At 67.9% G+C, this 26,935-nt stretch carries 19 protein-coding genes; 9 read left to right on the forward strand and 10 right to left on the reverse strand.

Annotated elements, in window-relative coordinates; genetic code table 11:
• Positions 1-101 precede the first annotated feature (101 nt).
• Together ACLZOT_RS30025 and ACLZOT_RS30030 are read right to left on the reverse strand one after the other, a co-directional pair.
• The gene (locus ACLZOT_RS30025; protein WP_416972257.1) at positions 102-1,106 is read right to left on the reverse strand and encodes an SMODS domain-containing nucleotidyltransferase; all 1,005 of its coding nucleotides are present in this window, start codon (positions 1,104-1,106) and stop codon (positions 102-104) included.
• A gap of 771 nt (positions 1,107-1,877) precedes the next feature.
• Positions 1,878-3,218 (reverse strand): SAVED domain-containing protein, encoded by a 1,341-nt coding sequence (locus ACLZOT_RS30030; RefSeq protein ID WP_416972258.1) that lies wholly within the window; start codon positions 3,216-3,218, stop codon positions 1,878-1,880.
• A 641-nt stretch (positions 3,219-3,859) separates the two neighbouring features.
• On the opposite strand from ACLZOT_RS30030, the gene ACLZOT_RS30035 reads away from it, so the two are divergent.
• The 3 genes from ACLZOT_RS30035 to ACLZOT_RS30045 all read left to right on the forward strand — a co-directional run bounded on the left by ACLZOT_RS30035 (position 3,860) and on the right by ACLZOT_RS30045 (position 8,371).
• Positions 3,860-4,993 carry a hypothetical protein gene (locus ACLZOT_RS30035; protein ID WP_416972259.1) on the forward strand — a complete coding sequence of 378 codons (1,134 nt, stop codon included), beginning with the start codon at positions 3,860-3,862 and terminating at the stop codon, positions 4,991-4,993.
• Between the two features lie 544 nt (positions 4,994-5,537).
• The gene (locus tag ACLZOT_RS30040; RefSeq protein ID WP_416972260.1) at positions 5,538-6,056 is read left to right on the forward strand and encodes a hypothetical protein; all 519 of its coding nucleotides are present in this window, start codon (positions 5,538-5,540) and stop codon (positions 6,054-6,056) included.
• A 266-nt stretch (positions 6,057-6,322) separates the two neighbouring features.
• Positions 6,323-8,371 (forward strand): NACHT domain-containing protein, encoded by a 2,049-nt coding sequence (locus tag ACLZOT_RS30045; protein ID WP_416972261.1) that lies wholly within the window; start codon positions 6,323-6,325, stop codon positions 8,369-8,371.
• 216 nt (positions 8,372-8,587) lie between these two features.
• Here the strand turns inward: ACLZOT_RS30045 and ACLZOT_RS30050 are convergent, their stop codons facing one another.
• Positions 8,588-9,475: a nucleoside triphosphate pyrophosphohydrolase family protein gene (locus tag ACLZOT_RS30050; protein WP_416972262.1), complete on the reverse strand. Its 888-nt coding sequence runs from the start codon at positions 9,473-9,475 to the stop codon at positions 8,588-8,590.
• Positions 9,476-9,590: 115 nt separating this feature from the next.
• Here ACLZOT_RS30050 and ACLZOT_RS30055 point away from each other — a divergent pair, with 115 nt between their 5' ends.
• The 4 genes from ACLZOT_RS30055 to ACLZOT_RS30070 are packed head-to-tail and all read left to right on the forward strand — an operon-like array spanning position 9,591 to position 11,976.
• Positions 9,591-9,851, forward strand: coding sequence for a phosphopantetheine-binding protein (locus ACLZOT_RS30055; RefSeq protein WP_390984500.1), 261 nt, complete (start codon positions 9,591-9,593; stop codon positions 9,849-9,851).
• The gene (locus ACLZOT_RS30060; RefSeq protein WP_416972263.1) at positions 9,848-10,252 is read left to right on the forward strand and encodes a helix-turn-helix domain-containing protein; all 405 of its coding nucleotides are present in this window, start codon (positions 9,848-9,850) and stop codon (positions 10,250-10,252) included. The genes ACLZOT_RS30055 and ACLZOT_RS30060 overlap by 4 nt, the downstream gene beginning before the upstream one ends.
• Positions 10,249-11,145, forward strand: a complete 897-nt coding sequence (locus ACLZOT_RS30065; protein ID WP_416972264.1) for an ImmA/IrrE family metallo-endopeptidase — start codon at positions 10,249-10,251, stop codon at positions 11,143-11,145. Before ACLZOT_RS30060 ends, ACLZOT_RS30065 begins: the two co-directional genes overlap by 4 nt.
• Positions 11,146-11,187: 42 nt before the next feature.
• Positions 11,188-11,976, forward strand: a complete 789-nt coding sequence (locus ACLZOT_RS30070; RefSeq protein ID WP_416972265.1) for a hypothetical protein — start codon at positions 11,188-11,190, stop codon at positions 11,974-11,976.
• A gap of 42 nt (positions 11,977-12,018) precedes the next feature.
• Here ACLZOT_RS30070 and ACLZOT_RS30075 read toward each other — a convergent pair whose 3' ends face one another.
• Entirely contained in the window at positions 12,019-13,050 is a 1,032-nt protein-coding gene (locus ACLZOT_RS30075) for a nucleotide kinase domain-containing protein (RefSeq protein ID WP_416972266.1), read from the reverse strand.
• A gap of 47 nt (positions 13,051-13,097) precedes the next feature.
• Between ACLZOT_RS30075 and ACLZOT_RS30080 the strand changes: the two genes are divergently transcribed.
• Positions 13,098-13,385, forward strand: a complete 288-nt coding sequence (locus ACLZOT_RS30080) for a hypothetical protein (protein ID WP_416972267.1) — start codon at positions 13,098-13,100, stop codon at positions 13,383-13,385.
• Positions 13,386-13,519: 134 nt separating this feature from the next.
• On the opposite strand, the gene ACLZOT_RS30085 is transcribed toward ACLZOT_RS30080, so the two are convergent.
• Positions 13,520-13,822: a hypothetical protein gene (locus ACLZOT_RS30085; RefSeq protein ID WP_416972268.1), complete on the reverse strand. Its 303-nt coding sequence runs from the start codon at positions 13,820-13,822 to the stop codon at positions 13,520-13,522.
• A 639-nt stretch (positions 13,823-14,461) separates the two neighbouring features.
• Between ACLZOT_RS30085 and ACLZOT_RS30090 the strand changes: the two genes are divergently transcribed.
• Positions 14,462-15,655, forward strand: coding sequence for a helicase associated domain-containing protein (locus ACLZOT_RS30090; RefSeq protein WP_416972269.1), 1,194 nt, complete (start codon positions 14,462-14,464; stop codon positions 15,653-15,655).
• Positions 15,656-15,682: 27 nt separating this feature from the next.
• Here ACLZOT_RS30090 and ACLZOT_RS30095 read toward each other — a convergent pair whose 3' ends face one another.
• From ACLZOT_RS30095 to ACLZOT_RS30115, 5 genes are all read right to left on the reverse strand, one after another.
• Positions 15,683-16,408 carry a hypothetical protein gene (locus ACLZOT_RS30095; RefSeq protein ID WP_416972270.1) on the reverse strand — a complete coding sequence of 242 codons (726 nt, stop codon included), beginning with the start codon at positions 16,406-16,408 and terminating at the stop codon, positions 15,683-15,685.
• A gap of 268 nt (positions 16,409-16,676) precedes the next feature.
• Positions 16,677-18,245 (reverse strand): zinc-ribbon domain-containing protein, encoded by a 1,569-nt coding sequence (locus tag ACLZOT_RS30100; protein ID WP_416972271.1) that lies wholly within the window; start codon positions 18,243-18,245, stop codon positions 16,677-16,679.
• A 204-nt stretch (positions 18,246-18,449) separates the two neighbouring features.
• Positions 18,450-23,852: a hypothetical protein gene (locus tag ACLZOT_RS30105; protein ID WP_416972272.1), complete on the reverse strand. Its 5,403-nt coding sequence runs from the start codon at positions 23,850-23,852 to the stop codon at positions 18,450-18,452.
• A 95-nt stretch (positions 23,853-23,947) separates the two neighbouring features.
• Positions 23,948-24,127 (reverse strand): hypothetical protein, encoded by a 180-nt coding sequence (locus ACLZOT_RS30110; RefSeq protein ID WP_190216024.1) that lies wholly within the window; start codon positions 24,125-24,127, stop codon positions 23,948-23,950.
• 293 nt (positions 24,128-24,420) lie between these two features.
• A complete protein-coding gene (locus tag ACLZOT_RS30115) occupies positions 24,421-26,565 on the reverse strand; it encodes a hypothetical protein (protein ID WP_416972273.1) in 2,145 nt (714 codons plus the stop codon).
• Positions 26,566-26,935 lie beyond the last annotated feature (370 nt).

Below are 26,935 nucleotides of genomic sequence, written 5' to 3' on the forward strand. Positions count from 1 at the left end.
CCCTTCCCATCCTGCTTCAACCTCGCGGAACCCGGCGCGGATCAGGCCCTCCTCGAAGTGCTGCCGTGCGTGTGCGACGTACTCGTCGAAGCCGACAGAGGTCACCCGAAGGTCCTCTTGCCGGCAGGCACAACGCGGGCGCCGGGCGAGATCGCGGATGCCTTCTTGCTGCCGTCCTCGTTGAAACCGGGAGGCATCGGGAAGACCGTGTCCCCATCGCCATTCGTCCCCAGCAGTTTCCGGAACGCCAGCGCGGCCTGGCCCGCGTCCTCCTCGTCGAGCGCAGCTTCTGCCGACGCCGCGGCGTCGGCGAACCGCGTATGCGCGGTGTTCAGTTCATCGTCGGTCGCACGGATGCGGATGGTGTGCCCGGGCAGGGTCGGGTCGGTCACCGCGATGCCGTAGGTCACGAAGTCATCGATGATCCTGCTGACCTCCCGCAGCGCGGAGACGTAGTACTCCGCCTGGTCGTCGCCCGAGACTGCTCCTGAAGCGAACGCCTGGTAGACGGCCATCTCGAGGAAGAATCCGCCGGGCTTCTTCGTGCCGAGCAGGGCACGACGAGTCTGGCGAAGCAGCTTGACGGTCGGTACGTAGTACTCGTCGTGGTCCGCATTCATCGCGCTCGACAGGCCCGTCAGCCCGTCAGGGTTGGTGCGCACCCACTCGTTCTCGTCGCCCTTTTGCGGGATCTCCCACGTCCCGTCACCGTAGGGACGGGCGGGCACCGCGTCGACATAGAGGTCGTACTCCGGGAAGGAGACCTGCAGGCTCCGGTCCTGACGCTTGGTACGCCGGTGCCCGTCGGAGTCGGTGCCGAACTCCGCATGCAGGACCTTGAAGAACCTGTCGAGGATGTCCTTCGACGTGACATCCCTAGGGACATCGGCAAGACGCACGAACACATCGACGTCCTTGATCCTGCGGATCGACACGTTGCGCTTGTAGGAGCCGATCAGCACAGGGCTGACACCGTACTCGGCGAGCTTCGCGTCGGCCTCGAGGGCATCACGGACGAGGCGATGAGCCTCTGGCGCATTGGCCTTGTCGTCACCGGGCTCGATGGAGCTCAGCGCATCCTTGAACTGCTGCTTGAGGTGAGCCATCGGGCCCTCCGATCCTAGATGTGACTGCTTTGGGTAGCGCTGAGCCTGGCTCACACCCCTGACAGTGCCAGGCCGGCCGGGAGAGGGCTGGCGACCCCGTTGGGCCGTCAGGAACGAGTCAAGAAGCTCGCCGTTCCCCATGCGTTGTGCCTCCTCGGGCGCGTCCAGCCCGGGTGCACGCTGCGGCCGCTGGCTCCCCGGTGGGAGATCCGCGGTCACAAACAGGCATTTACGGCTGCTCGTTCACCACGGTACGACCCGGCACTGACAATCCCTCCTGCACCAGGACCAGATGATCGTTTACGGTGGCGTTCGTGCACATCGAATCCACGTTCTTTGTGCAGGTGGGAGGCACTCGGGCTGCTGTCCCACGGTGAGGAGCAGGCAAGACTCTGGCTCCAGGGCCGATGCGAGCCCGATCAAGTACCCGACGCGGTCGGACAGCAACGTCATCGGATCGCGCTGATCGTACGCCTGGCGTCCGCTGGTTCCACGGTCGACGACGCCCACCTGCCCGACGATTCCGCCCCCCCCTACGCCGCGGTGACCACCTACGTCTGGGAGTGCTGGCAGGCCGCACAGCAGGAGTGGGCGCAGCGTCTCGGCGGCACCACCGCGGTGGAGGGGCTCTTCTTCCACGACCCGCTGCCGATTGCTGTGGCGCTGGGCTGGCTGACGGCGCGTGACCGCCTCACTCTGGCTTCACTACGACCTGCACCTGGCGCAGGGCGCACCGCCGCCGGCAGCGGGGTCGTAGGGCTTGCCAGCGTCTCACGCGTCGATGGTGAACGCCTTCTCGTACAGCTGCTGGGCGTTGACGTCTTCGTACACAGCGGTGGGACGCAGGCGGTTCCACCGGTTGCCCAGCAGCAGGGACAGCCCCATGGGGCCGGCCTGGAAGAGGTGGATCGCGGGGTGCGTGCGGCAGGCACGGCGCAGCAGGTTCCGGATGCCGACGGCCAGGGCGTTGGCCGCCGCGGCGTCCGGGACGGAGTTGTCCTTCGCTCCGCCGGGCGGGCGCAGGACCAGCAGCTGGGAGACGGGAACCTGCTGTTCGCGCAGGAAGTCCAGCACGTCCTGCGTCGGGTCCATGGCGACCGCGACAGCCACGGCGAGATCGGGACCGAGATCGAGGTGGTGCTCGTCCACGGCCGGTGCCAGCGGCGTCTCGTACGCCTCGGCGGATGACCACAGCTGTCCGCGCTGGGCCACGGCCAGGTCGACGCCGGTCACCATGCGAAAGGCGGCGCCGACCGCGAATGCGGGTGCCAGACGCAGGCTGCCGGTGACGGCGATCGCGGACGTGCCCGGCGGCATCCGATACGGTGCGGCTTCGATGTCCGCCTGCAGCTGAGCCCAGGTCGCTGGGGCCAGCGGGCGCCGCTTCCCATACGGTGAGGCGCCCTCGAAGCGATCCACCCAGTCCACCGCGTAGTCGGCGTCCTCCGCCATCGGGTCCGGCTTCAGGGTTGCGATGGATACCACCGCACGCGATGAGCCTGCTTCCAGCCGCAGAGACCGGATTCCTTCTCTGACGTCCGCCAGGGACAACCGGCGCTGGCCGTCGGCGACTTGGCGTGCCACCCAGTCCGCGCCGGCGTGCATCGACTCCTCGTCGAATCGCAGCCCTGCGGCGAACATCAGCATCTGCAGGTGCTCGTGCAGGTGCATCACGTCCCGTGCCAGGTCGAAGCGCAGCACTTTCAACAGGTCCAGCAGCCGCTCCTCGCTGAGCCCGGCGCCCTCGGCCCAACGCGCGCGTGCCTGCCCCTTCTTCGATCTCGGGCCCTGCTGCGCCGCCTTCGGCACGAGTAGTTGGCTACGGGAATCGCGCAGCGAGATCAGCGGATCTTCGGCGTCCGGGGACCGGTTGCTCAGCAACGCGAGATCGACCGGAGTGCCGTCCTCGGTGAGCCTCTGCCAGGCTTGCGCCAGCTTCCGCAGGATCGACGGGCCACCCTGGTCGCTGAGCTTGAGCAGGTAGTCCTCGTTGACCGGGGTGGAACTGTCCGCGGCGTACTTGACCTGCACGTAGGTGTGCGGCGGCGTCTTTCGGTAGAGGACAACGTCATCCACGTTCCCCACGCCGTCGACCTCGACTCCGACCGCCACCACCGGGTTCGGTGCGCGCAGCTCCGCATCCCGGACTGCCGTGACACACCCCTGCCACGCAGCCAACCACTGATACCGGTCACCGGCGATACGAACCCCCGTCGAACTCGGGGCAGGCAGGTCAGGCACGGAACACGATCTCCCACTCAAGCGGCCACCACACCGCAACCAACAACCCGCTCAGTAGAACATCCCGCGCGTGCGCCACACCCGCAACCGGCCGTACCGGAAGTCCATCGCGCTCCTGAGGTTCCAGGCGCGCCGAGGCCATCGATCACGCCCGCCGACGCCACAAGCACTCCCCGAAAGATCGCGAAATGCCCGCATGCGGGCCACTCAAGCCTCCATGATCATCGCCATGTAACACGTCCAGAAGCACTTGATGTCAGTCCAGGGCAAGTTGCGGTGAGCCAGGTCAGAGAGCTCCAAATCAGAGAATCTGCAGGTCAGTTGCTTCCGGGCATCGTCCGCATGTTGTTAAAGCCTTGCAGGTCAAGAGGCACTCAGAACACCAAGATCACTTCATCTGGCTCTGGTCGTGACACAGGTGGACACCCTGGCCGTGCGGGGAGACCGGCTTGCAATTGGGGCTGGCAGATGTGCCGGTTCCGCTGCAGGCGGCACGCGGCTACAGCCGGGGAGTGCACAGCTACGTTCCGCCCGAGCCGGTGCCCCTCGAAGAGGACCCGGTGGTGGTCTGTCTGCTGTGGCTCGATGACCGCCGCATCATCCACGGCCAGGTCGTCCTCCCCTCCCGGGCCTACACTCTGCGCGTCGAGTTCCGCATGGACGCCTGGCCGGACTGGGCCGACCGCCTGGATGTCGAACTGCTATCGGTACTCAGCCCCGACGAACTAGCCGTGCCGTCCTTCTCCCTGCCGCGCCCCACGGCCTGCAGCGACGCGGACCACGGAGCAGAGGAAGGAGTGTCGGTCTGCGGTGAGGGCACGCTGGTGGTGGGATTCACTCTCGGTGCCGGCCAGCCGCCGCAGACCGTGCGCGTGGTGGCACGCTTCAGGTCGGCGGACGGCCGGGTGATGACGGCGGACCTGGCTGGCTACCCCGAGCCGAGGCTGCGCCCCTTCGACGCCACCCGTGACGCGCTGACCGCACTCCCCCAGGTCGATCTCCGTCTGCTGGCGCTGCACGAGAAGGTCCGGGAGTTCACCGACGACGAGGCGACCCTGCAGGCGTTCGGCCGGCTCCTGGCAGCCGTCACTGCCGTGGCCGTCGAGCTCACCTATGACCAGCTCTTCCGGCGCGGCCAGTATGTGTCCGAGGCCCGCTTCCACGACGAGGTCGACCGGCGTCTGAAACAGGATCCGCTGCTCGGCGGCCGGGTCGCCCGCGCCACCCGGCAGGGTCTCGGCATCACCAACGTCGTCCACCACGGCGTGACCTGCGAGCTGAAAGTCGAGCGCCACAAGGCCTTCGACGTCGACCGCTCCCGCCGGTATCTGGGCCAGCCCACCCAGTACGCCGCCGCCGTCCAGCAGCAGCTGTCGATCCTGCTGGTCCTGGACAGCACCAAGAAGCGGCAGCCGGTCGGCATGCGGGAGAACTACCGGTGGCTGATGCGGCCCGAACTGCACGCGTCCGCAAACCCCCCGGCCCCGGCACTGGTGGCCGTGGTCGTGGTCAATAGCTGGCTTCCTGTGCCCAGCAACTGGTCACGCCGCACCATCACGGCTGAGGAAATCGACCTGGACTCCCCCAGGACACCCCGGCAACACAGCACCCGCAGAGCAGACAACCGTGACCATCGGGGACAATGAGGCGTGGCACGCATTCTTCTTCCTTCTCTGGCGCCGGACAGCGAACAAACGCGTAGCTTCCGCACCCACGCTTCCTACATCCGTGCTTTCCGCGAACTCGCTCTGGGAGAGAAGACGTCAGGGCTGGAGGACGTCGTCGCACGGCTGCACGCCTCTGCTGCACCTATCCTCTACCGCCCACCTGCCACCCCGCGGCTGTGCGACCGCGAGCAGTTGTTCGCCTGCCTGCGCCGCGCCTGGGCGACGGCCCGGCTGTTGGAGCACACCCACGAACTGGCCGGAGACTCCGAGATCATCCGGCTCGCCAACAGTTGGGGAGCCGTCCAGGCCTACTACGTCCTGTACGGCTGCGCGCAAGCCCTCATCGTCGCCGAAGGCGGATCCCGCCCGCAGATGCACGAACCCACCAAGCGGCGCTACGTGGACCTGTGGACAACTCGCACCGTGGACGCTGGCCGCCGCCGCGCCCGGGACCCGGCTCGCCGACGCCGACGGCTTCCTCGCCGGCCCCGGACGACCACTCAATCTGGAACTGCACCCGTGGGTGTCCTGGCAGGGCGACCAAGCCTGGGACATCGCCGCCAAGGCGCTGCGCTCCACCCGCCAGCTGCTGGTCGATGACCGCCTCGCCGGCAAACGACGCGAGCTGTTGAGTGCGAAGAAGAAGGCCTGGCGCGCCGACCGAGACGCTCGACTTGCAGCCGGCCGCGCCCCAGTACCAGAGCCGAAGTCGGTCCGACTCACGGCCGCGGAGAAAGACGAGGTCGCCGACGCTGTCCGCCCGGTCACCATGGCGGACTACCTGTACCGGCTGCGCATCAAGGCCAACTACGAAGACATCACAGTGTTCTCTAGCGGACCAACCACTGACCATGAAGCGGCTCAGGTCGGCGCCGACCTCGTCGCCTTGGCTTCTGCCACCCTGCTCGTTCACGAACTACGCATCGCTGCCTTCATCGGTTCCGCCGAACTGGTCAAGGCCATGGATGCCGTACTGCTACAGAACGCCGCAGACTCCGCCAGCGGCATGGCGCAGCGCCGTGAACTCCACGCCCGCATCTGACTCCGCCACCAGCTCCTGTGTGAGGGTCGACGCCCGATACTGAAAGAGGGTCCGGCCGGAATATCGGCTGAACAGGGCAGTTCATCACGATCGACCCGGCACTATGCCGACTTCGGAGAACACACTGTGGGTCGCATGGATGAACCGGGAAGATGCCCCGCATGGGGGGAACACGTACGCGCCGGGTCGCTGTCGTCTTTGTCGTTCTGCAGGCCGCCGCCGCTGCGATGGCGCTATGGCTGTCCAGGCAGTTCCAGGTGGCGCGGATGGCTGCCACCGTCGTCGCCCTCGTGCCCACACTGCCCAGCACCTACCTGGCCTGGGCGGCTTACCGTGCCGACCGCGACGAGGCTTCAGCAGACATCGACGCCAAGGCCAAAACCCTGGCCACAGCCGTGGCCAGGGTCGAAACCCTGCAGCGCGCCCAGCTGATCGGCCCCGGCGCCCACTGCATCCCCCTGGCCTTCACCCACCGGCCCGAGCCCGCCAACAACGCCGCCGGCCCCGCCCCCAACGGACATCTCACCGACATCGTCGCCTACTACCAGAACCTGCGCCCGGGCCGGCTGGTCATCACCGGCGAACCCGGTGCCGGAAAGACCCTGCTCGCCCTCCAGCTCATCCTCGGGCTGCTGGCCCACCCTCAGAACAGCAGCGCCGGCCCAGTTGCGATCCGTCTCTCCCTGGCCGACTGGGACCCCGCACTTCCGCTGCCCGAATGGCTCGCTGAGCGGATACACGATCAGTTCCGCGACATAGGCCTCAGCCTCGCGGACGTCCGGCGGCTGGTGCGGGAGCATCGCGTCCTGCCCGTCCTGGACGGCCTGGACGAGATGGACACCGCCACCACCCCACCCGCCCGCCGCCGCGCCGTGCGGGCCTTGCAGCAGGTCAACGCCTACCAGGACCCCTCGGGCAACGCCCCCGTCATCTTGACCTGTCGCACCGCCCAGTACACCGAACTGGCCATGCTGGACATCCGGATGCGCGAAGCCGCCCGCATTGAACTGGATCCCGTCACTCCTGCGCAGGCCGCCGCGTACCTCACCGCCCGGAGCACAAACCCAGCCCGCTGGCTGAGCGTCCTGCACACGCTGACCGCAGCACCGGAGGGCTCTCTGGCGCAGGCGCTGAGCACTCCTTGGCGGCTCAACCTGGCCGTCACCGCCTACGAGGAACGCCACCCCGCAACCCTCGCGTATCTCCGTGCCCCCGACCTCCTGCCGACTCTCGCCTCCCCCAGCGTGGTCCGGGACCACCTGTTCGCCCTGTACCTGCCGGCCGCCATCAGCCAGCACCCCACCGATCCCGGCCGCTACCGGCCCAATCAGACCCACAACTGGCTTGCCGCGCTCGCCACGTACCTCACCACCACCTCCGCGTCCACCGACATCGTGCTGCACCAGTTATGGCCGATGGCCGGCTCCCGCCGCGTCCGTGGCACGGACGCTCTGCTCGCCACCGCAGTGGCCCTGCTTTTTGCCGGTCTGCTCCTCGCACAGACCTCCGTGAACCTCGGTTCTCTGCGCCAGGTCATGGGCGCGACAGGGTTCACGGCGGTAGCCGCGCTCATCATCATCCGGGCCATGTCAGCGCAGGTAGGCCCGCCCGTGACCATCCCAATACGCCGTCTTCGTACGCCTATTGGCAGACAGCGGCTTGTCCGCATGCTCGTCGTGACGCTGGCCGGAGGGCTGGCAGGAAGCGTAGCGATCGGTATCGCCGCTGGAACCGCATACGCCATCGCCGCCGGCCTGGCTTACGCTCTCGCGGCCGCGCTTGCCACAGGGCTCAGTTGGCGGGCGCACGTTGCAGGACGCGAGGACCCCGTCGTTGCCCACCCCAGCAGCGCTGTCTGGGGAGATCTCGCAGTCGGGCTCGCGACCGGGCTCGTAGCAGGCTGTGCGACCGGGCTCACGGTCGGGCTCACGCAAGGTGTGGCTGGCGGTCTAGCCGCCGGCGTGACCGCCGGCGTCTCGGGCGCGCTTGCCTTCGGGACCGCAGCCGGCCTGGCATACGGGTTGGCCGCCGGGCTCACCACGGGCCTCGCGACAGGTCTTGTCACCGGGCTTGGCACCGGATTCACACTCGGCCTTGCAGGCGGGGTCGTGGGCGGCATCTACCTGTTCACAGGAGCGGGCCGACGGTATCTAGTCTTCCTGTGCTGCTCCCGCGGCCGACTGCCCTGGAGGCTTGGCGGCTTCCTCAACTGGGCCTACGGGGCAGGCCTACTACGGACCTCAGGAACGGCATACCAGTTCCGTCACCGCGAACTCCAGGACTGGCTCACCGCCCACCCCCGCCCGCAGCACTAACCAAACGTCTTCCTCTCGTTGTTGGTCTACCGAGGAAACGCAATGGCCTGTGCAAACGCGGCCTACATGGTGTGGATTTCCCGTGCCGATGCCACCCGACAACCCCACATGCCGCGCCTATACGGTTGTGCAACTCGAGCCTTGCCGTCAGCGGCCCGGCACGCTCATACGGTGGCGAAACTCCCTCGGCCGGGACGTTTCGCCACCGCCGGGCCGTCAGTTCTGAGAGACGGTGAGAGTGCGCTGGTCAAGGTCGAGGTAGACGGTGCCGCCGTTCTGCTCACGCAGCCGACGCCAGGCGGCATAGCCGGTGAGGATGGCGCGCTCCCAGTCTGCGGCGCGGCAGATGCTGACCTCGAGGTGGGCGGTCATGTGGCCGATGGTGGCGAGGAGTTCGTGATCGATGTGCTTGATCTCGGCGAGGTAGCGGTGGCGGGCGGCGTATGAGAAGACGAGCGCGGATATGCCTTCTTCGATGGCGATGGCGCGGCCTCCGTCTTCGGCTTCGTCGGTGCGGGGGTCGCTCTTGCGTTTGCGGCCCAGCAGGAAGCGGGTCACGGGGGACCAGCCCAGCACAGTGGCGTGGGCGAGGTGGAAGATGTCATGGAAGCGGTAGCCGTCTTCGACGTGGGAGGCGCTGGTGAGGGGGTCACCGGCGGGGGTTCCGTCTTCGCGGGTGAGGATGACGACGGTACGGCCGTCGTCGATCTTGGTGGGCGTGAAGGTGAGTGAGGTCTGCCGGGGCAGTTGCTCGTGGGCAGGAGAGCCGGCATCGAAGGGGGCGTGCTCGTGATGAGGGGTGGGGCGCCAGCGGTCCTTGGTCTTCTCCAGGTTGGCGGCAGCCACGTCGTCGAGGTCGAGCCCGAAGCGGTGAGTAAGGGCGGCTATGTACCACAGGACGTCGCCGAGTTCTTCGCGTAACTGGTGTTTTCCCTGTTCGAAGGCGGGTCCATCGCGCAGGAACTTCTTGTAGGCGGTGGTGAGGGATCCGACCTCGCCGGCGAGGCCGAGGAGGGGGACGAGGACGGGATCTGTGCCGCCTACGGGGGGTTGGAGGGTTTTGACGGCCGCTTCCTGGTAGCGCTTGAAGTCCAATACACACACCTGTCTGATCTTGGGACAGCCCTGTTGGCATTCCCGACAGCATGTCGTATGCTACGACAGCGTCGTTGGAAATGCAGACGATTGGGGAGAGTTGTCGAACGCAGGCACACCGAGCATGGACGACATCACCTCGGTCGTCATCGACTTCCTCGCCGAGTACGAGGGCGTATCGCCCGACGAGCTCCGGTCTGAACTGGAGCAGGGTGGTCGGGAGTTGCCCGTGGACTCGCTGCTGGTGGTCGAGATTCTCACGCGCATTGAGGAGCGTTACCACGTCGCCATTCCCGCCGACCGGGAAGCGGCCCAGGCCACCGGGTCGGTGCGGGCATTCGCCGCGGCGGTACTGGACGCCATCGTTGAAAGGCAGCAGTCATGACCCCTCCCCCGGACAGCCGTGACCGTGACCCTGAGCTGGTCCGGCTCGGTGAACGGCTGAAGAAGACCCGCGACTACCTGAACATGTCCCAGCAGTTCGTCTCGGACTCCACCGGCATCCCCCGCTCGGCCATCAGCGACATCGAGCGCGGCGAGCGGCGGGTGGACAGCCTGGAGCTGAAGAAGCTGGCGCGTCTGTACCGGCAACCGGTCGCCTACTTCCTGGCCGAGGAGAAGGACGCCGACGCGAGCGAGTACTCCCTGGCCGGTCTGCCGCGGGCGCTGGCCCAGCTCACCGACGGGGATGCCAAGACGGTGCTGGAGTTCGCCGAATACCTCACGCTGCGGCGGGCGGCAGAACGCGAGGAACAGGACGCCGACGGCGGGAGTCCGACAGCGTGAACTGGGCTTTAGCACACCGGATCGCGTCGATCGCCGCCGTCCAGGCGCACCGCGACCTCGGTATCGACCGCACGCAGTACGTCCACGTGCACCGGGCGCTCGGGACAGCGGAGGTGATCGGGATGGCGCAGCCGATGCCCCGTCTGTTCGGCGTGTACTTCTCCCCCGCCGACAAGGGGCCGGCGGTGATGCTGAACGCCTCGCTGAACGCCATCACCCAGCGGCACACGGCCGCGCATGAGCTGGGGCATCACCGGCTGGGCCATCGCACCGCGGCCGATGAGGAGCTCGATCCCGCGCTGCGCTGGGGCAATGGCAGCTGGCCCGAGGAGGAGAAGACGGCGGAGGCGTTCGCGGCGTGGTTCCTGATGCCCCTGCCGGCGGTGCGGGCGGCCCTGGGACGGATCTGCGGCGGCCGCCCGTCGTCTCCCGAGCACGTCTACCGGGTGGCCCGCGAGCTGGGTACGTCGTACGCCGGAACGGTACGCCACCTGGTCAACCTCCGGCTGCTGGACGCCGGCCGGGCCGGCCAGTGGTCCAAGATCCCTCCTGCCGGCCTGCGCAGTGCGCTGGCGGGCGGGGCCTCGCTGCCCGCGCACGCCCAGGTGCATGTGATCACAGCAACCTCCGCGGAGCAGACGGTGTACGCCGACGCGGGCGATGTGCTGGTGCTGTACCTGGACGACGCGGCCTTCGACGTCCTGCCCAAGGGGCTAGAGCCGTGGACTAGTGACGGCTCGACGCCGCTGGCGAGCGCCGTGGTGACCGACGAACTCCCACCGGGCGAGCAGGGCCTGATCGAGGTCGCGGTGCCGACGCACGGCGCCGCGCTGCGGCTGACGGTGGTGCGCGAAGCCCCGCGTGCCGGGGTCGACGAGACCTGGCCCGCCTGAGCACGACTCCTCGGAACGCACCCGTATGTGTCAGGAGGACTGATGCACACCTTCGCCGTGACCGAACGCGACGTCACCCAGGCCTGGGTCGCCGCCTGCAACAAGCTGGACCGCAAGGACAACCCGGACCGGACCGGCCTGCACACGGTGGTGCGCATCGCCGACCCGACGAGCGACGACCCGGTGTTCCGCGGCGAACTGGACCGGCTGCGCACCGCTCGCGGGCTGTGGCCGCTGGAGACCGTGGCCAGCACCCTGTTCCCCGCGGCCCTGGCGGCACGGTGCGCCAGCCCTGATGACCTCGCCGAGCGCTACCGGCGGATGTATCCGGTGATCAAGCGGTACCCGGGCAATCACCGCGGCACGTACTTCGGCCGCCTGGTGTCCTACCCTGCGGTGTCCAAGAGCGGCGTCGACCAGCTCGGCACCGTCATCAGCCGCCTGCGGGCCCAAGCCGCGGGCGCCAAGATAGCCGCCGCATACGAAATCGACCTGGCCGCAGCCACGGACACGGGAGAGGCTGGCGCGGACCTGCTGGTCCACACCGCCGGGAAGGACAACAGCTACATCGGCTTCCCCTGCCTGAGCCACATCTCCCTCCAGCTGGACCGCGACCGGCGCGTGCACGCCGCAGCCCTGTACCGCAGCCACTTCATGTTCGAGCGCGCCTACGGCAACTACCTCGGCCTGGGCCGCCTGCTGGCCTACATCGCCCAGCAGGCCGAACTGGCCTGCGGCACCCTGACCGTGGTGGCCGGCCACGCCCGGCTGGACGGCCCCATCACACAGCTGCGCCCCCTGCTGACCGGCACCAGCCGCCTGGCGGTATGACGGCAGCCGCCGTACGGCAGGCGGGCGGCGTACGCGGCAACCTCATTGTGCGGGCGGGCCGTTGAGCTGCCACTTGGGCGGGAACCAGGCCGGCATCGCGTCGGCCTGCTGCCGGTAGGTCTGCTTGATGCGGCTGCGGCCGCTGATCCCGGCGATGTCCGGGTGGGCGACCCGGGCGTACTTGTCGACCTCGCAGAACAGGTTCTGGCAGTCGATCAGCTGCAGCGGGCGCCCGCGCAGCCCCGCGAAGGTTAGGCCCAGGCGGGCAATGTGCTCGTCCTGAGTGTCGGCCATGTAGCGGATGACGTCCGCCTCGATGCCGTCGGCCGCTGGCCCGAAGCACTTGCGGATCCCGTCGCGCGCCCCGGGCCCGGGGACGACGAAGTCCATCTCCGAAAACAGCATCGCGGCCGCGTAGTTGAGGTCGATCACGAACTGGTAGGCAAGGAACGGCCCGATCGCCGGGAAGCCCAGCAGGACCTGGTAGGCGCCCTGCAGCGTCGGCGCGGACAGCACGCGCTGCGGTGCGTCCGCCTTCATCATCATCTCCAGCAGCCGCAGGTGGTTTTGGTGCTTGCGCTCCTCTCCGAGCTGCGGCGGGGGCACGATGTAGGCGGCCGAGTACAACCGCTGCCCCGCGGTGAAGGCCTGTGAGAGCACCTGGTCAAAGGCCCGGTAGTCGTAGGCGTCCCACCGCACCTCTCCCAGTGCGCCGTTCAGCAGCCGCCATGTCGAGGTCTTGTTGAAGATCTTGAACAGTAGGGTTCGGAAGAAGACTTCCTCCCACGCCTGCTCTCCCCGGTAAATCACGCCGCCGATCAGGTCCTGGCTGACCCGGTCGGCGGCCCGGAAGCAGTTGGTGAAGCGGTGGCGCTGCAGGATCGGATCGTCCGTGAACGGTCCCGCTCCCCCGGCAAGCCGTGCTTCGTAGACCTTCTGGCGCGCCGCCGCGAAACGCCAGTAGGTGTCGAACACCGGCGTCAACGTCAGCGTGCGGCCTGCCACACGGATCTTCCTTGCCGGGCCGCGGTCTAAGACCCTCTGCTCTGAACGCTCTTGCAGCATCGTCACCATGGGCTCAATATATATTCAATATAGATAGCTGTCAGCGAGGGGGACGTGTGGAACTGCTGTGGCAGCGTCCGCGACGCAAGACGCTGGTCGACTGGCCGGAGGACGTGGACACGAGGCTGGACGTCCTGGTCCGGGCCGCGGCCGCGGCCGGGGAGCAGACATCGCGTTCGCAGGTGCTGGCGGCACTGGTGACGGCGGCCGAGGTCCGTCCCGCCGTCATAGCCGAACTCCTTCACACCTACCGCCAGATGCCCGTCGACGCCCTCGAAGCGGACAACGCGCGCGAGGACCTGCCGTCCGTACGCTCTCCCGGACGCACCCGCACCCGGAGGTGACGGCGAGTCAGTCCCGGTTGACCACCCGAGCCCCTTCGGCGACCCGGTCAACGCCGCCAAACGCCATAAGGTCACGGCTGCGTGCGCCATCCCTCGGCAGGCGGCCGATCGGGTGTCTCTCAGAGCTGGGCCGGTTACCCGAATGCCCTGACCGCCGTCGCCGAGGACAGAGCTAGATGGGCCTCCAGGATGACGGGCTCGGCGCCTGGTGTGCTCCGGGCGGCGCGGTGCCGGTACAGGGCGAGACGACGTGGTCGTTCCTGCATCGTGTCGCCGTCTGCTACGGCCTTGAGGCGGGCGAGCTGCTGGCGTGGGGGTGGTGGCAGTGGGTGAATCCGGTCGCCCAGAGCAGCGGCCGCCGTCCGGACGGCGATGTGCTTCTGAACGTCACGGCCCAGGCACAGGTCGCGGCGTGGGCCGGGGTCCCGGTTGCGCATCTGGCGCGGGCATTGCCGTCGTGGACGGCCGGGCCAGCGTCCCTCGGTGAGCGGGCCCGTGCGGATCGGGGATGGGCACGGTGGCGGGTGGGGGCTCAGGCATGGGGGCCGGTGTCTTTCGGCTGTCGGCTGTGTGCCGCCCGGCGCAGCGGCCAGGTGCAGCGGGTATGGCGGTACGGGCAACGGTGGAATCGGGTGTGTTCCCGGCACGGGCGGTGGCTGCTGGACGTCGGTGATGGCCACGACCTGGAGTATCTGGACGTGGGCGGGTGCCAGGAGCTGGCTGCCGCCCAGGCGCGGTGGCCGCGGGTGGCCCGACGGGCCGTGAGCACGGGAGCGGAGCCGGGGGCTGTGTTCGCGGTGGCTCGGGCGGTGGTGTGCGGATGGTGGCAACAGGAAGCTTTCTGGCAGCGGGAGCATGTGTGGGGCCAGCGCCTTGAGCGCGTCACTCTCGACACCAGCCGCAGAAACGAGGCGGCGGCGCAGTGGCCGGCGGCGTGGTGGCAGCTGGTCGCGCGGGACGCGGTTGTTTTCCCCGAGGTGGTAGCGGTGGCGGCCGCATTGGTGGATCCGGCCCTGCGGCTGCTGGTAACGGATGAACGGCCGCTTGTCCGCCGGTCTCGGCGCCATGACCGTTTCATGACCGCGCTCGGAGACCGGTTGGAGCGCGGCTGGCTGAAAGAGGTGGAGTGGCCGGAGAGGCCGAGCGCCCTGCAGACATGGATGAGGGGTGTGGCCCGCGAGCTGCGCTCACCGTCGCGGTCCGCTTCGCCACACAGCGGGATCTGGTGGGTGCCGGCGGCCCACCAGCCTGCCGAAGTGGGAGCGGGGCTACGTCTGTTGGCCACCACTCCACCAGTCGCCTTCCGAGGGCACGCCGGGGTGGCGGGGTGGCGGGCCGAGCTGTACGTGCCTCGACGCGTGGGGCGGGGCGCCGGGTTGAAGGCCGTGTCCGAGGAACGGTTCTGGGAGGGCCTTGGTCACGCGCGCAGGTATGTGGTCCGGCATGGGCATCTGGCCGTCCCCCACGCCGGCGCCCCACAGGATGGGTTCGACCTGGGCCGATGGCTGGCGAATCTGCGCGCCGCCTCTGCCGGCTTGCCGCCCGAGTTCGTGCGGGCGCTGGCGGAGCTGGACGTGTGGTGGAATCCGCCCTGGCCGATCAGCTGGCAGCGAGCCTGGCACCGGGCCCGTGCTCACGCCCTCGCCCACGGCCTCGTCAGCGGTGATGACAATCTGGCGGGGATGCCGCGCTGGCTCTGGCGGTGGCTGCGCCAGCAGATCGCCGAGTACTCGCGGCTGGCCGCCGAGCAACAGCAACTGCTCGCCCAACTCGGCCTCACAGCCGCAGAGATCGACCGCTTCCACGCCTGGCCCGCGCGGCGCCGCAGCGTGCTGCACGGCCTGGAGGCTGCTCACGACTACGCCGCCCGCCACGGCCACCTGGCCGTCTCCCAGCCCACCTCTCATGACGGGTTCGCCCTGGGCAAGTGGCTCAACCAAGTGCGCCACCGTCAGCGCGCCGCCACCCAACCCACGCGTCTCGGCCGACGACTCACTGCCCTGGACACCTGGTGGAACCCGCCCTGGCCACTGGACTGGCAGCGGTACTACTGGGCCGCCCGCCATCATCTCCATGGCCTGCCCGAAGGTGTGGTGTGGTGGACCGGCGCACCGGACGAAGACCAGGCCCGGCAGTGGTTGCACGCGCAGCAGGCATCATGGCATCTCCTCCAACCCGGGCAACAGGAGCTGGTGAGCGGCGCTGCCCGCGGCGGGGTGGCGCGCTGTCGCTTCAGCAGCGGTGCCTCCGCGCACGAACGCGACACCTGAGCCCGTGTACCGGGCTCATCCGAGGCCTCAGAGATCCCGGTCGAGCACGGGGTTCCAGGCAAACCAGTCCAGCGCTTCGGCTCCCAGCTCGTACGGTGCGTTCAGGAGCGCTCGTTCCACCTCGGGCAGATCGTCATGAACGATGGCAGGGGCCCGTTGCAGGATCTCGGAGAAGTCGATCTTGTAGACGGCCCTGAGGCGTTCCACGAACGCGGGATCCTGTCCGCGAAGTCGGTCCATGGCGGCACGTACCCGTGGCTCCCATGCGGGCATCCCGAAGTGGTCAGAGGCACCGAAGCCCTGAAGCGCGGCAAGGAGGAGGAACTCCTCAGAAGAGAACGTCTCCTGCAGGTACATCAGGTAGTCGATGGACTTCTTGACGTGCTTCTTGATCTCGCCGAGCGCTCCGTATCCGAACCGGGTCAGCGTGCCGGACGTGCCGGGCCAGACGAGCTCGCGGTCGAGGATGCGCTTCTCGAACCGCAGCAGCGCGTACTGCTTGGGACTGTTCACCGCTTCGAGGGCCTGGTGGTAGACCCAGGTGTTGCGGGCGAACATGACGCCATCGTGCAGCTTGTTGCGCCGTCCCCTCGCTCCCGCATGAGCGTCTTCGATGGGCCCGTTGCGCCAGACGAACTCGGTGATACCGACCGCGGCGGCGTTGGCGAGGTTTCCGCTCTCTGCGGTCACGCCCAGTGCGCTCAAGCGCGCCCGTGCATACGTCATCGCGGCTGCGTAGTCGTAGTCCCCCACCAGCTCTCCCATCCGCTCCGGCAGGCTCCGCCCACCGCCCTACTCCATCTTCTCGGAGGAACGGGCTCCCAGTGCCGCCTTTCAGCGGTCTGTACACCGCGTTAGTGCCGGTCCGAGAGGGGTTCTCGGCTCAATGAGGCAAGGAGAAGGTGGATGGGGCCTGTTGCAGTCCTCATGGTGGTGCCAGCGGCCGAGGCGGACGGCGACGTGACGCGCTGATGCGGTATGACCGGCATCACGGTGAGAAGGCGCGACACACAGGCCGGGCTCACGGCTGGGTGCGGCTTTTGCGCGGCGGATGGCATGCTGGGCAGCGTTTACCGGTCCCGCCACGGCGGGACCGGTGATCAGGCGTGGCTTTCCACCGTCCCGGACAGCCAGGCTTCGAGCAGGCCCACCGGCACAGTTTGGTGGAGCTCGGTCTGAGCTCCTTCGCGGTCAGGTTCGGCTCGTCGATCACTTCGACAAGCTCGTCGGCGAGGGCAGGGTGCACGTCCTGCAGGGATTTGCCGGGCTTGGGGCGGACCCTGGCTGCGATGGTGCGTCGGCGGGCGCATCGGGGGCATCCGCTCGACTGACCTGTGCGGCGGTTTGGAGGGGCGGGGTACTCGAAGCGGCAGTGTGGTTCGGGGCACCGCCACTGGCATGTCTTGTTCGACGTGGGGAGCAGGTCGAACGCGGTCCAGCCGGGGTGGCCGACGATCTCGATGAGTTCTTCGGCCATCGTCGGGTTGACCTCGGCGAGTGATTCACCAGGGCCGGGCCTGCTGTTGGCCGCGCCGACCCGTGCGTGACCGCACCGGCTGCAGCCGCGGCCAGCAAGTGCCCGGCTGTGCAGTACGGCCTTCCATTCGTAGCCGCACTCCGGCTTCCCGCACCGCCACAGGCACACGTCGTTGCAGCCGGGCGGCATCCGATCAGGCGCCTTGCCCGGGTTGGTGAGGTTCGCGATGAACTCCTCCTCAAGGTGGGGCGCCACGTCCACCGCCGACACCTCTGGGCCGGCCACGGCCTTCTGCCACAGCTGCGCACCCCTCGTGAGCGCCGCGGTGACCTCGGCCGGTGTGAGCTGCCGCCAGGAAAGGCCGCGGCCCCGCAGTACGGCACCCACCGCCTCCGCCCAGCCCTCGGGGTTCACCCCCGGCCCGGCCTCATGGTGGACCAGGCCGGGCACCGGGACGGGCGGCAAACCGCGGCTTCGGATGCGTTCCACGTCGAGTCCAGCGGCGATCGCTGCCGCGGTCTTGGCGGTGTCACGCTCCAGGCTTCCTGGCCTGTTGTGGGTCCATTCCGGGTCCAGGTCGATGAGCAGGGCCGGCTCGGGTAGGTACAGGTCGAAGCGGTCCTGACGGCGCCCGGGCAGGCGGAGCCGGTGGTCCAGCTCCACGTCAAGCCCGCAGGCGGCCTGGACGAGCATGGCGACGTTGCATTCGAACGGGGAGCGGCCATGCCCGGTGCAGTCCGAACAGCCACGCCCATTGGTGCGATTGGCGAGCCTCGCCGGCCAGAAATGCCCCTGAGCGCACTCCCACACGCACAGGTCATGGGACTGCGGGCGCAGGGTGTCCGGCCCACGGTTGGGGCGGCTGAGATTGCGGCGGAACTGCCGTGCCAGCGCAGGATTCAGATCGGCCAGCGATTCTCCCGGGCCAGGAGCCCGGTTGCGGCGCTTCCAGCACTCAGGGCACCCCGAGGGTTTGACGGTTCGGGTGCGAAACTGCAACCGGGCGGGCCACTGGTGACCGCATCCTTCCGCCGAGCAGCGCCACTGGCACCGGTCCGTAGAAGACAGCGGTATGGCCTCCAGCGCCATATCCGGGCTGGACAGGTTGGACACGAACTCGGCCTTCAGCCGAGCCCGAACTGCAGCCACCTCGGTAGCACTTCGCCGTTTGCCCATGACGGCAGATCCTGACAGCCGCCACTGACAACGGCCCTTCATGGGTCCAGGCTTCCCAGACCAGCTCCCCCGTCATCACCGACGCCGTGCCCGGTGACACCACAGCGGCGCACCCCATACGGGCGCCCGGGCTCCCGGCGGTTACTCAGAGTATGGTGCGAGTCGGGACACCCCGGCAACGACGAGGGCATCAACTACCCGTTGCCAATCGTCAGCCAGGCCCGCGTCGGCGACGGCTCGGCGCAGTTCGATCAGCCATGGTGTCAGGAGATAGGTGCGGTTCGCGATATGGCTGGGATCGGCGAGGACAAGGCTCGCCACCCACGGAAGGCCGACGCGTGCCTGTTCCTCGGCCGGCAGGGGCTTGATGAAGGCGATGAGCTGATCCACGCATGCGACGTGGCCCTGAGCATGGGGCAGCCAGTGGGCGACTGTGTCCTGCCAGGCCAGCGGATCCCACCAGATAATGGGCTTCCCCTGAACTTCCCGGTAGAGGTAGGCGGTTTCGGGGACAGGGTTGGGCAGGAGCGAAGCCAGAGCAGAGTGGTAGTCGCTCCGTCCGGCGAAGGGCGTGTGCCCGGAAGTCTGCAGGGCGATGACGTGGGCGACCACCGTCGGCCACATCCGCCGTGCCGTGGCTGCTCTGTCCGCTGACTCCTCGGCAGCCGAGGACAGCGCGCACAAGAAGCTTTCCAGGCGCGTCGCGTCGTCGGCGTAGGCGTCGAGGTGCTGGAAGACGGGCGCGTCGTCGCCCGTGCCTGCCACCATAAGCAATGCCCGCGCCGCGATCAGGGCGTGGGTGCCGCGACTGTCCATGTCTTGTTCGGCAGCGAGCAGCGCGCGGCGGTGCGCGGCGAGGAGTACCGCGAGGAGTTCGCGGGCCGGGGTCGAAACGCAGATCGACGCCGTCGCTGCCGCGCCGAGGGCCCTGATCGCTGCGTCGAGGCGGTCTACGTAGATGGAGTCGTCGGTGGCTTCGTCGAGTGAGTGCGCGACGGGATCGTCGAGCGCGACGACCCTCCGCCGACTGGTCTGCGGATCCCAGTTACCGAGGATGCAGTCGCGCATCGTCTCAACTGTCAGCTGGAAGGCCGTTTCGTGATGGCAGGCGATGTTTCCGGCTGGGCACGCCGCATGCCAGACAGGGTCGAGGCCGCGGGCCAAGCGCACACGAACCTCGTTGGGGAGGGAACGCGCCAGCTTGCCTGCCGCGGCAGCGGCCTGGCGGTACGTCGTGGAGCCGTCCGTGCCGTCGATCTGGGCGCGGAGCTTCGCGGCGGCGGGCAGAAGAAGGAGCGGCAGTGCCTCTGCGGCAATGCGGTCAGCCCCCTGTTCGAAGTAGGAGTCCTCGGCTTCGAATCGGCGTGGCGATGCCGCGCCCTCCCCGATGCGCAGGAGTGTGTCGACGGCGAAGCGCAATGCGTCGGCGGGCAGTTCAACGCCGTCCACGATCTCCGCGGTGAGTGCCGTCGCGGCCACGACGGCAGGTACGTCCCACTGGCTGGCGGGATCAGGGTCTGGCGGGTTCGCAAGGAGTTCTCGGGCCGAAGCCAGGTCGGAGACCAAGTCGTCCGCGCTGATGTGTTTGTCTGTGCCGTTTCGGGGATCGATGTAGTAGCGGACGCTCAGCCGGATGGCTTCCTGGGCGCGTGCCATTTCCACGTTCCTGACCTGCAACGCTTCGACGACGTCGCTGGGAGGCGAGCTCTTGATCTCCAGGCCGCCTTCCACTTGCTGTGCTTGGTAGGTGTTGCGGTCGAGGCTGCTAGCCCAGGCACGCACAGCCGCGAGTTGTTCTTGGACGGCCGGCTCATCGAGTTCGTCAGGTTCTTCCTCAGCCAGTCGCCTGGCCGTTGCGACAAGTTGTTGCCCGATCAGTCGCAACTCGTCACTGCGCTGGTCGTCAGCGCGTAGCACCATCATCATGGCTGCCTCCCGCAGCGACCAGCGTCGGCGCTCGGGAGCCGCCAGTCCGTCGGCGGATGCCCTCAAGCCGCTCGCTTCTTGGACGACACGCGCGAACTCCAGATGCCAGATCACCGGCTCGGCGAGATAGCGGTCCAGCAGGCGGTCGGCGTGCTCCAGATGGCGAACGAGCAGGCCGACGACCAGGCCGACCATCGCCAGGTTCTCGCAGTCCTCAAGCAAGGTGGCGACCAGTCTGTCCAACGGGACGCCTGCCTCGACCAGTTGGTCACACACCCGTTCCAGAGCTTGCAAGGCGCTCATACAAGGATATGGACCGACGCCGGTTCCGCGGTACCAGAGCCAGACGTGCTCGTCTCCGACGTAGGTCCGGCGAGCCCCTGCGACGTCAAGTTCTGTCCGGTAGGCGTCGAGGTCGTGGTCCTCGATCCGGACACCGTAGGGACGGTGATGGCCTGTGAGGGTGCGTGCGCGCGCCAGTGCGGCGTGGTTGAGCATACGGTTCAGCACCGAGACGCCGTTGTGGAAGTCCGATTGGAACAGCGGCATGAACGGGCCGCGGTACCAGGCCGCAAGGGGATTCACGCCGAGCCCGCGAGCACCATGGCGCCGGATGCCCTCCTCGTGGAATCCTGACCCGTCTTCGTCCTCGTTGAGGTAGTAGGCCTCGGTCAGCTCGGCAAGGAAACCACGCCGATACATGGCCAGAGCCCGGCCGGTCAGCACTTCCTCGACGGCGGGACCAGCCCATGCTGGCGCGTCGCGCGCAACGCGGCGCAGAATAGCCTCGCCGTCCTCACCGAGATCCGGGCCGAGCAGTGCCAGCAGTTCGACCATGAGCTCATCGGTGATCTCACGGGGGAGCTCAAGACGCCTGCGACGGCGCTCGCGCCTACGGTTGTCTCCCATGAAGACCAGCCGCTGCCTCTCCAGGAACTGGCGCTCGGCTTCGGCTTCCTCAGCTGGCTGGGCTGCCTTGGCCACAGCCGCGGCTGCCTGCTCGTCGTTGAACCGGCGCTCGGCAGCGGCGCAGGCGGCAAGCAGGCGGTCGTGCAGCCTGACCCGGAGCGGATACCCAGCGGGTGTTTCCGTGATGATGACGGCGTGGAGCCAGTCCCGCAGCATGTCCTGCACGTGCTTGCCCTGTTGCCAGGGTTCGTCTTCATCGAGGAGCAGGGCGATGAGGGGCTCGGCTGCGGCGATCCGCACCAGGCCCGCTTCGTTGTGTAGCCGCTGGTGCACGAGACGGATCAGTCGCCGCAGGCCGGTGCCAGGCTCAGCGCGCAGCATGGGCCAGGCCTCGCGCAGGACCGGGTCGGGCGCTCCGAGCGTCAGGAGCGCTTCGCCGGGCACGTCGGCCCAGCGGTCCCCGTGGCCTGCCGTGACCAGGTCGTCGAAGGCCTGCTGCAGGCGGGCGAACCTGCCGCGCAGAGGGGCTTTCGGGGTGTCGGGAGCGGCAAGCAGTGCCTGGCAGGCAAGACGTGCGGCACCGAGCGCCCAGCGCGGCACGCCGGCCTCGACCAATTTCGCCGTGAGGTGGCCGGCTGAGAGGAAGAGCCGGGCGATCGCATACCGGCGCACTTCGTCGTGGGCGAACTGCGGGCCGATGGCGAACGGGTCGTCCATGTCCGTGCGCAGCACCCCGTCCTGGCGCAGTCCCGCAAGCGCCGTGGGATCGATTGCTCCGACGACCTCCAGGGGGTCTCCTTGGCCGAGTTCCAGGGCGGCCAGGCGGAGAAGGGCAATGTTTCGGGCGTCCGGGGTCCCGCGTTCAGGACGCCGGCGGAGCACCAGTCCCGACCACACCTGCTGCATGGCATCGGCGTCGCTGAGAGGGGTGCTCTTCACGCCTCCTCGGACGAGCAGGTCCACCACCACAGGTCGGCGCAGCAGCTCACGTGAGCGCGGGTCTGCCGCGAGAGCCGACAACTCGTTAAAGACTGCGACGATTTCGGCTACCTGGGCATCGGTCAACGGTGGTACCTCGAAGCTGGCGACCTCCCCGACGCAGCGATCGTTGATCGTGTCACGGACCACTTGCTGGGCGTCGTTCGCTGTGACGGCGACAACTTTGACGTCGACCTGGCCAGCCGCGTCCATCAGATAGAGGAAGGGGTCCAGCATGCCCTCGGCGAGCGCATCCGCGCCGTCGATGACAAGGAGGCGCCGGGGGGCGCTCAGCTCGCCGAGTAGCGCGGTGAGCGAGGTGCCGAGTACGGACTCCAATTCTACTGTGGTCGGGGGAAGGTGCCGCAGGTTGATGCAGGCCACCTGCGTGGAATCGGGGTCCTGTGCGGCTTCGGTGAGCGTGCGGACGACGAGGGCGCTCTTGCCCACGCCGGAGTCACCGTGCGCGACGACCGCCGCCGCTGGGGACTCCACGAGCTGGAGCAGCTGACTGGCCGTATCGCTCCGGTCAAGATGCACCGTGCGACTGTCCTCGGTGGCGATCTCGTTGCGCACCGAGGCAAGCGCCCGTTCGTGAAGGTGGCTGAGGGCCTTCCATCCCTGCCGGTGGCGGCGTGTGGTCGAGTCGAGGACCTGGTGCGCGTCGCGCCGCAGAAGACTCAGGTCGACGGTGGCTGCCTTCGGCGGGTACTCGTCAGCCAGGGCAACGAGCCGTTCCAGCAACCGTGTTGCCCCGTAGAGGTCAGTGCCGCGGGCCACAGGGATCAAGGAGTTCGTTACTCGGGCCCAGTCCGATTCGTCCGGTGTCTCGAGTCGAGGCATGAGTACGGTCAGCCGTGACAGCAGTTCCCAGGTGCGCTGTTCGACAAGCTGCGGGCTGGGATCGGCGGTCCCGAGCGTGGCCAGGGCGAGTTTGACGAGTTCTTCGATGTGCGTGAGCCGTGTTCGAACGCCGGCCAGGAACTTTTGGTGCGTCCGAATGAGGCCGAAGAAGCTGGGCGCATCCTTTTGCGCGACGGCCTCGGCGGCGAGTGCTGCCAGCTGCTCCGCGTGCTCTTGCGGACCGGCGACAACCAGAGCGGCTCGGTATTCAGGCCCCTCGGCGGGTGCGTTGACGACCTCCTGCACGAACGTGCAGATGAGCTTGGCGCTCGACTCGTTGCTCTTGACGAGATTGGGTGCGCGGCGCATGGCGAGGGCGAGCACCAGGGACGGCTCCGGCTCGTCGGCACGGGCCGCGCGGATGACGAGGTCGTCAACCGAGTGTTCCGGTGCTTGCTGAAAAGCCACGCTGACGACCGACCGACTGTCGCCCAGCTCGGCCGCACCCTCTCCGAGGAGCAGATGGGCAAGGTATTGGACGGCGACTTTGCGCTCGAAGGTGACGCCGCCGCCACCGGTCGCGTACGGGCTCATCCCGGTGGGAGCCGGAGCGTCCGCGGCGCTCACCCGGGTCTCCTCCAGCCACGTGCGCAGCACGTCCTTGTCGGTGTTGAGGCGCCACTGCTTGGCACGCCCGACCTGGCTTGAGGTGGCGAACCCGGCCTCTCTGAGCTTGCCCAGCGCCGCTGTCGCCGTGGTCGGAGACACGTCCAGAGCCCTCGCGACCATCCGGCCGGACATGGGCGTGGCCGTGCTGGCCAATGCCTCCAAGGCCCTGTACGCGCTCTCGCCCAGCATGCCGCGGAGCAGGTCGGCGGTTGAAGTCACACCACCACCATAAGCCTTGATGTCCAGAGCAGTTGGACATCAAGAGGGTTTGCGCGGTTGTGAAATCCGGCGAGCGGGCGAGACCCCGCATGGTCTCAGCCCTGGCCGCAAGCCGTGAAGATCTCAGCGGCCAGGCGCACGACCGCCAGTTCCCGCTTGACGCCAAGTCGTATGCCGGTGCCCTGTTCGCCGGTTCGATGCGACACCGCTGCGCGGGACAGCAGACCGCCGGATACCTGCCGCTCGACTGCAGCGACACCTGCGGCATCAACCACACTGGCCTCTACCTCTCCCGACCCGGCATCCCGATCGCGTGGCCCGTCCTGAGTTTCTCAACGCCCTCGGCGCTGACACACCGCTCCCCTAACGATGCACCATCGCCGTCGGGCGAAGCACTCGCCGCAGTCGCCGACGGTGTGGGGGACGCTGAGAGCCAGGGATCCAGGAAGGCGGCATCACGAGGGCCAGGGCGGATGGGACAGCCATCACGGCAAGGTGCAGCTCGCGCGGTTGGAGCGGCGCCCATCACCCACCAGTTGTGCTCAAGCCACGTACCGAACAGGCAGCCTCACGGGCTGGTCAGAGGAGAGAGCTTCGGTGACGCTCCAAGACCCGTCAGCAGACTGATCCTGGGCACGGCCTTTCCGGCGCGCAGACGTCCCCGGCGTTCTTCGGTGAGCGCTTCAATGGTCGTGTCTGCCCACTGCGTTTTGGCGGTGGCCATGATGAGACCGGACGCGCCGACAGCTGCGCACCCCTCCATGAGCTTGCTGGCCTCGTTTCGCCGCTGGCCAGGGCTCCTGCCGAGAGAGTCGTTGCTCTTGGCCTCCCCCAGCCACAGTTCCTCCGTGGTGGCAAGAGCGAAGTCCATCTCGACGAATCGCTTGTCGTCCTTGAGGAGTTCGAACTCCTCACATACCAAACCTCCTCGCGCCCAGTACTGGTTACGCAGATACTGCGTGGCCAGCAGTGGCACGTCTCCATCGTTCGTGACGAGCTCCAGCACGGCCGGGTGCAGATCGTAGAACCAGCGGGGCTCGTCTGCGGCTGGCTTCCAACGGTTCTTGGCGAGCTGGTTGTCCCCTCCGCAGCGCCTGCAGCGGTAGCTCTGACTGATCTCGGCGAGGGGATAGAACTCCAGAATGGGGCAGTGATCGCAGCCAAGGATCAGCCCGCGCCGCAGCACACCTTGTGACGTCCACTGGTCGATCTGCTCTCTGCGAGCGGCCAGTTCCCAGCTGCTGTCGTCATGCGCTTCGATGGCCTCCCAGGACAGCACGACCGCAGACTTCAGCTTCCACCAACTGCCTTCCGGGCAGCCGGTGTTCGGGGCGTCGGAGGTGAAGCGGTGCAGGAGCGGCCAACCGGGGCTGGCGGCCAGTGCCTCCAAAGCGGCACGGGACCCAAGGAGCCGCTCGGTGATGGCAGCACGTCTGCCGGCAGGGCTGGGCAGAATGGTGATGTCGTTCGCTGCGGCGGCGACCTGCAGGATGCGTTTGATGCCGGGCCAGGCCAGTTTGGGAGACGCCAGCGAGCCAGCCAGCGAAGCCCCGCTCGGTACGAAGTCGTAGCGGTGCGACCAGTAGGTGATGCCTCCGTCGGCTGCGCGGACGAAAGTCTCCCATGGGCTTTGGCCTGTTGCCGTGACGGTGGACGAGTCCAAAACGACGAGAGGTGGGACCGGGTGGTTGGCGGCGGTGAGAGTGACCTGCCAGCGGTGCTCATTCGGGTTGAGGCCGCGTGGGACCTCCACAGCGAGAGACAGCGATGTCTGGAGTGAGCCGTCCGATTCCACGGTCGCGGGAAGAGAACGCGGTTGGTCCCAGGCGTTCTTCAAGACCACCATGAACGGATGGGCCAGGTCGATGTTGCCGGGCTCAACCACGTCGAATGAGCGCTTCTCCTCGTCAGGATCAACGGACCTGACAGGCCGCCTGTCCCACCGCGTGTTGATGCGTTGCTGCGTCTCCTCCAAGCTCAACGACGCGCTCGTCACCAGCAGCCGCTCCGATGCGCTGCCGGGAAACAACCACATGTCGCTGAGGCCTGCTTCTGTCCAGGGGATCCAGGTCACCGCGCCTCGGATCTGCCGGAGGGTCTCGGCCAGTGCGAAGTCTTCGGGCCGGTTTCCCAGGACGGCAATGCGCTCCCGGTGCTGGAAGGCTCTCGTGATCGGGACGCACAGCGCTGCCTCGTGTGACCGGGCCGCGTGGGCTCCATCGGCTTCATCTGGGTGCAGTTGCGACAACAGTGCCGACTCGGCGCCGCGGAGAGCTGCCTCCCGCCACTGCTCAGCTGGAATATCTCCGCTGGCGTCGGATGCCTCGATGCCGACATGCATCGCGTAGGCCAGAGCCTCCGGGGTGGTCACGAGAGTCGCCGGAACACCCATGACAGGGGTCGTGGCCACCGCAGCCAGCGGCGTCAGTTCACGTGCGTTGTCGTAGTCAAACAGACGGCTGCACTGGACGTGGTCATCCCGTCGGTTCGCGCCCAGGCGTGAACGAAGGCTGTCGGCAGCCGCCTCAGCCTCGTGCACGACTGTTCCGTTCCACGGTTCCTTGCGCAGCATCTCCTTGAACTGTGCTGCGATGGAATTGTCAGAGATGTTCTTCTCGGCCAGCAGCCGGTCGATAGTGCCGGGGTACAGGGCGTCGAACGTGGTCCACGACGGACCGTAGGCAACCACGTGATCGGGGTGCAGGCGTGCCAAGCACCGGTCTACTGCGGGATGTCCGACCGCGCTGGACGGCACCACCACACTTCCACTGCAGCCCCACACCCTCGACAGCCGGGCAAGGCCCGCCGCCGTCCACCGAACCCAGCGCTCATCGTCGTGTGGCACCACCACAACGATCCGAGGCGGCCTGGCCGCATAGGACAGCGGAAGGAAGACGAAGGGCTGTTCAGGCACCCGCCCAGTTTGACATCTCGCAGGCATGGGCTGACATCCGACGGGCCTGATCAAAGCTGTACGCATGGCCGGAGGGCGTCATCAGCGGGCGCAGATAGCGGCACATTCGTGGGGCACGGATGACGGCCGTCGCGGCGTACGCACGGTAAGTGATCTTGGGATGGATCAC

The organism is Streptomyces sp. 4F14, assembly GCF_048159485.1.
GTDB lineage: Bacteria > Actinomycetota > Actinomycetes > Streptomycetales > Streptomycetaceae > Streptomyces.

Coding starts and splice junctions, on each gene's coding strand:
- ACLZOT_RS30055 (WP_390984500.1), top strand. CDS start 9,591: ATGGACGACATCACCTCGGTCGTCATCGACTTCCTCGCCGAGTACGAG.
- ACLZOT_RS30025 (WP_416972257.1), bottom strand. CDS start 1,106: ATGGCTCACCTCAAGCAGCAGTTCAAGGATGCGCTGAGCTCCATCGAG.
- ACLZOT_RS30045 (WP_416972261.1), top strand. CDS start 6,323: ATGGCTGCCACCGTCGTCGCCCTCGTGCCCACACTGCCCAGCACCTAC.
- ACLZOT_RS30070 (WP_416972265.1), top strand. CDS start 11,188: ATGCACACCTTCGCCGTGACCGAACGCGACGTCACCCAGGCCTGGGTC.
- ACLZOT_RS30060 (WP_416972263.1), top strand. CDS start 9,848: ATGACCCCTCCCCCGGACAGCCGTGACCGTGACCCTGAGCTGGTCCGG.
- ACLZOT_RS30075 (WP_416972266.1), bottom strand. CDS start 13,050: ATGGTGACGATGCTGCAAGAGCGTTCAGAGCAGAGGGTCTTAGACCGC.
- ACLZOT_RS30090 (WP_416972269.1), top strand. CDS start 14,462: ATGACCGCGCTCGGAGACCGGTTGGAGCGCGGCTGGCTGAAAGAGGTG.
- ACLZOT_RS30085 (WP_416972268.1), bottom strand. CDS start 13,822: ATGCGCAACCGGGACCCCGGCCCACGCCGCGACCTGTGCCTGGGCCGT.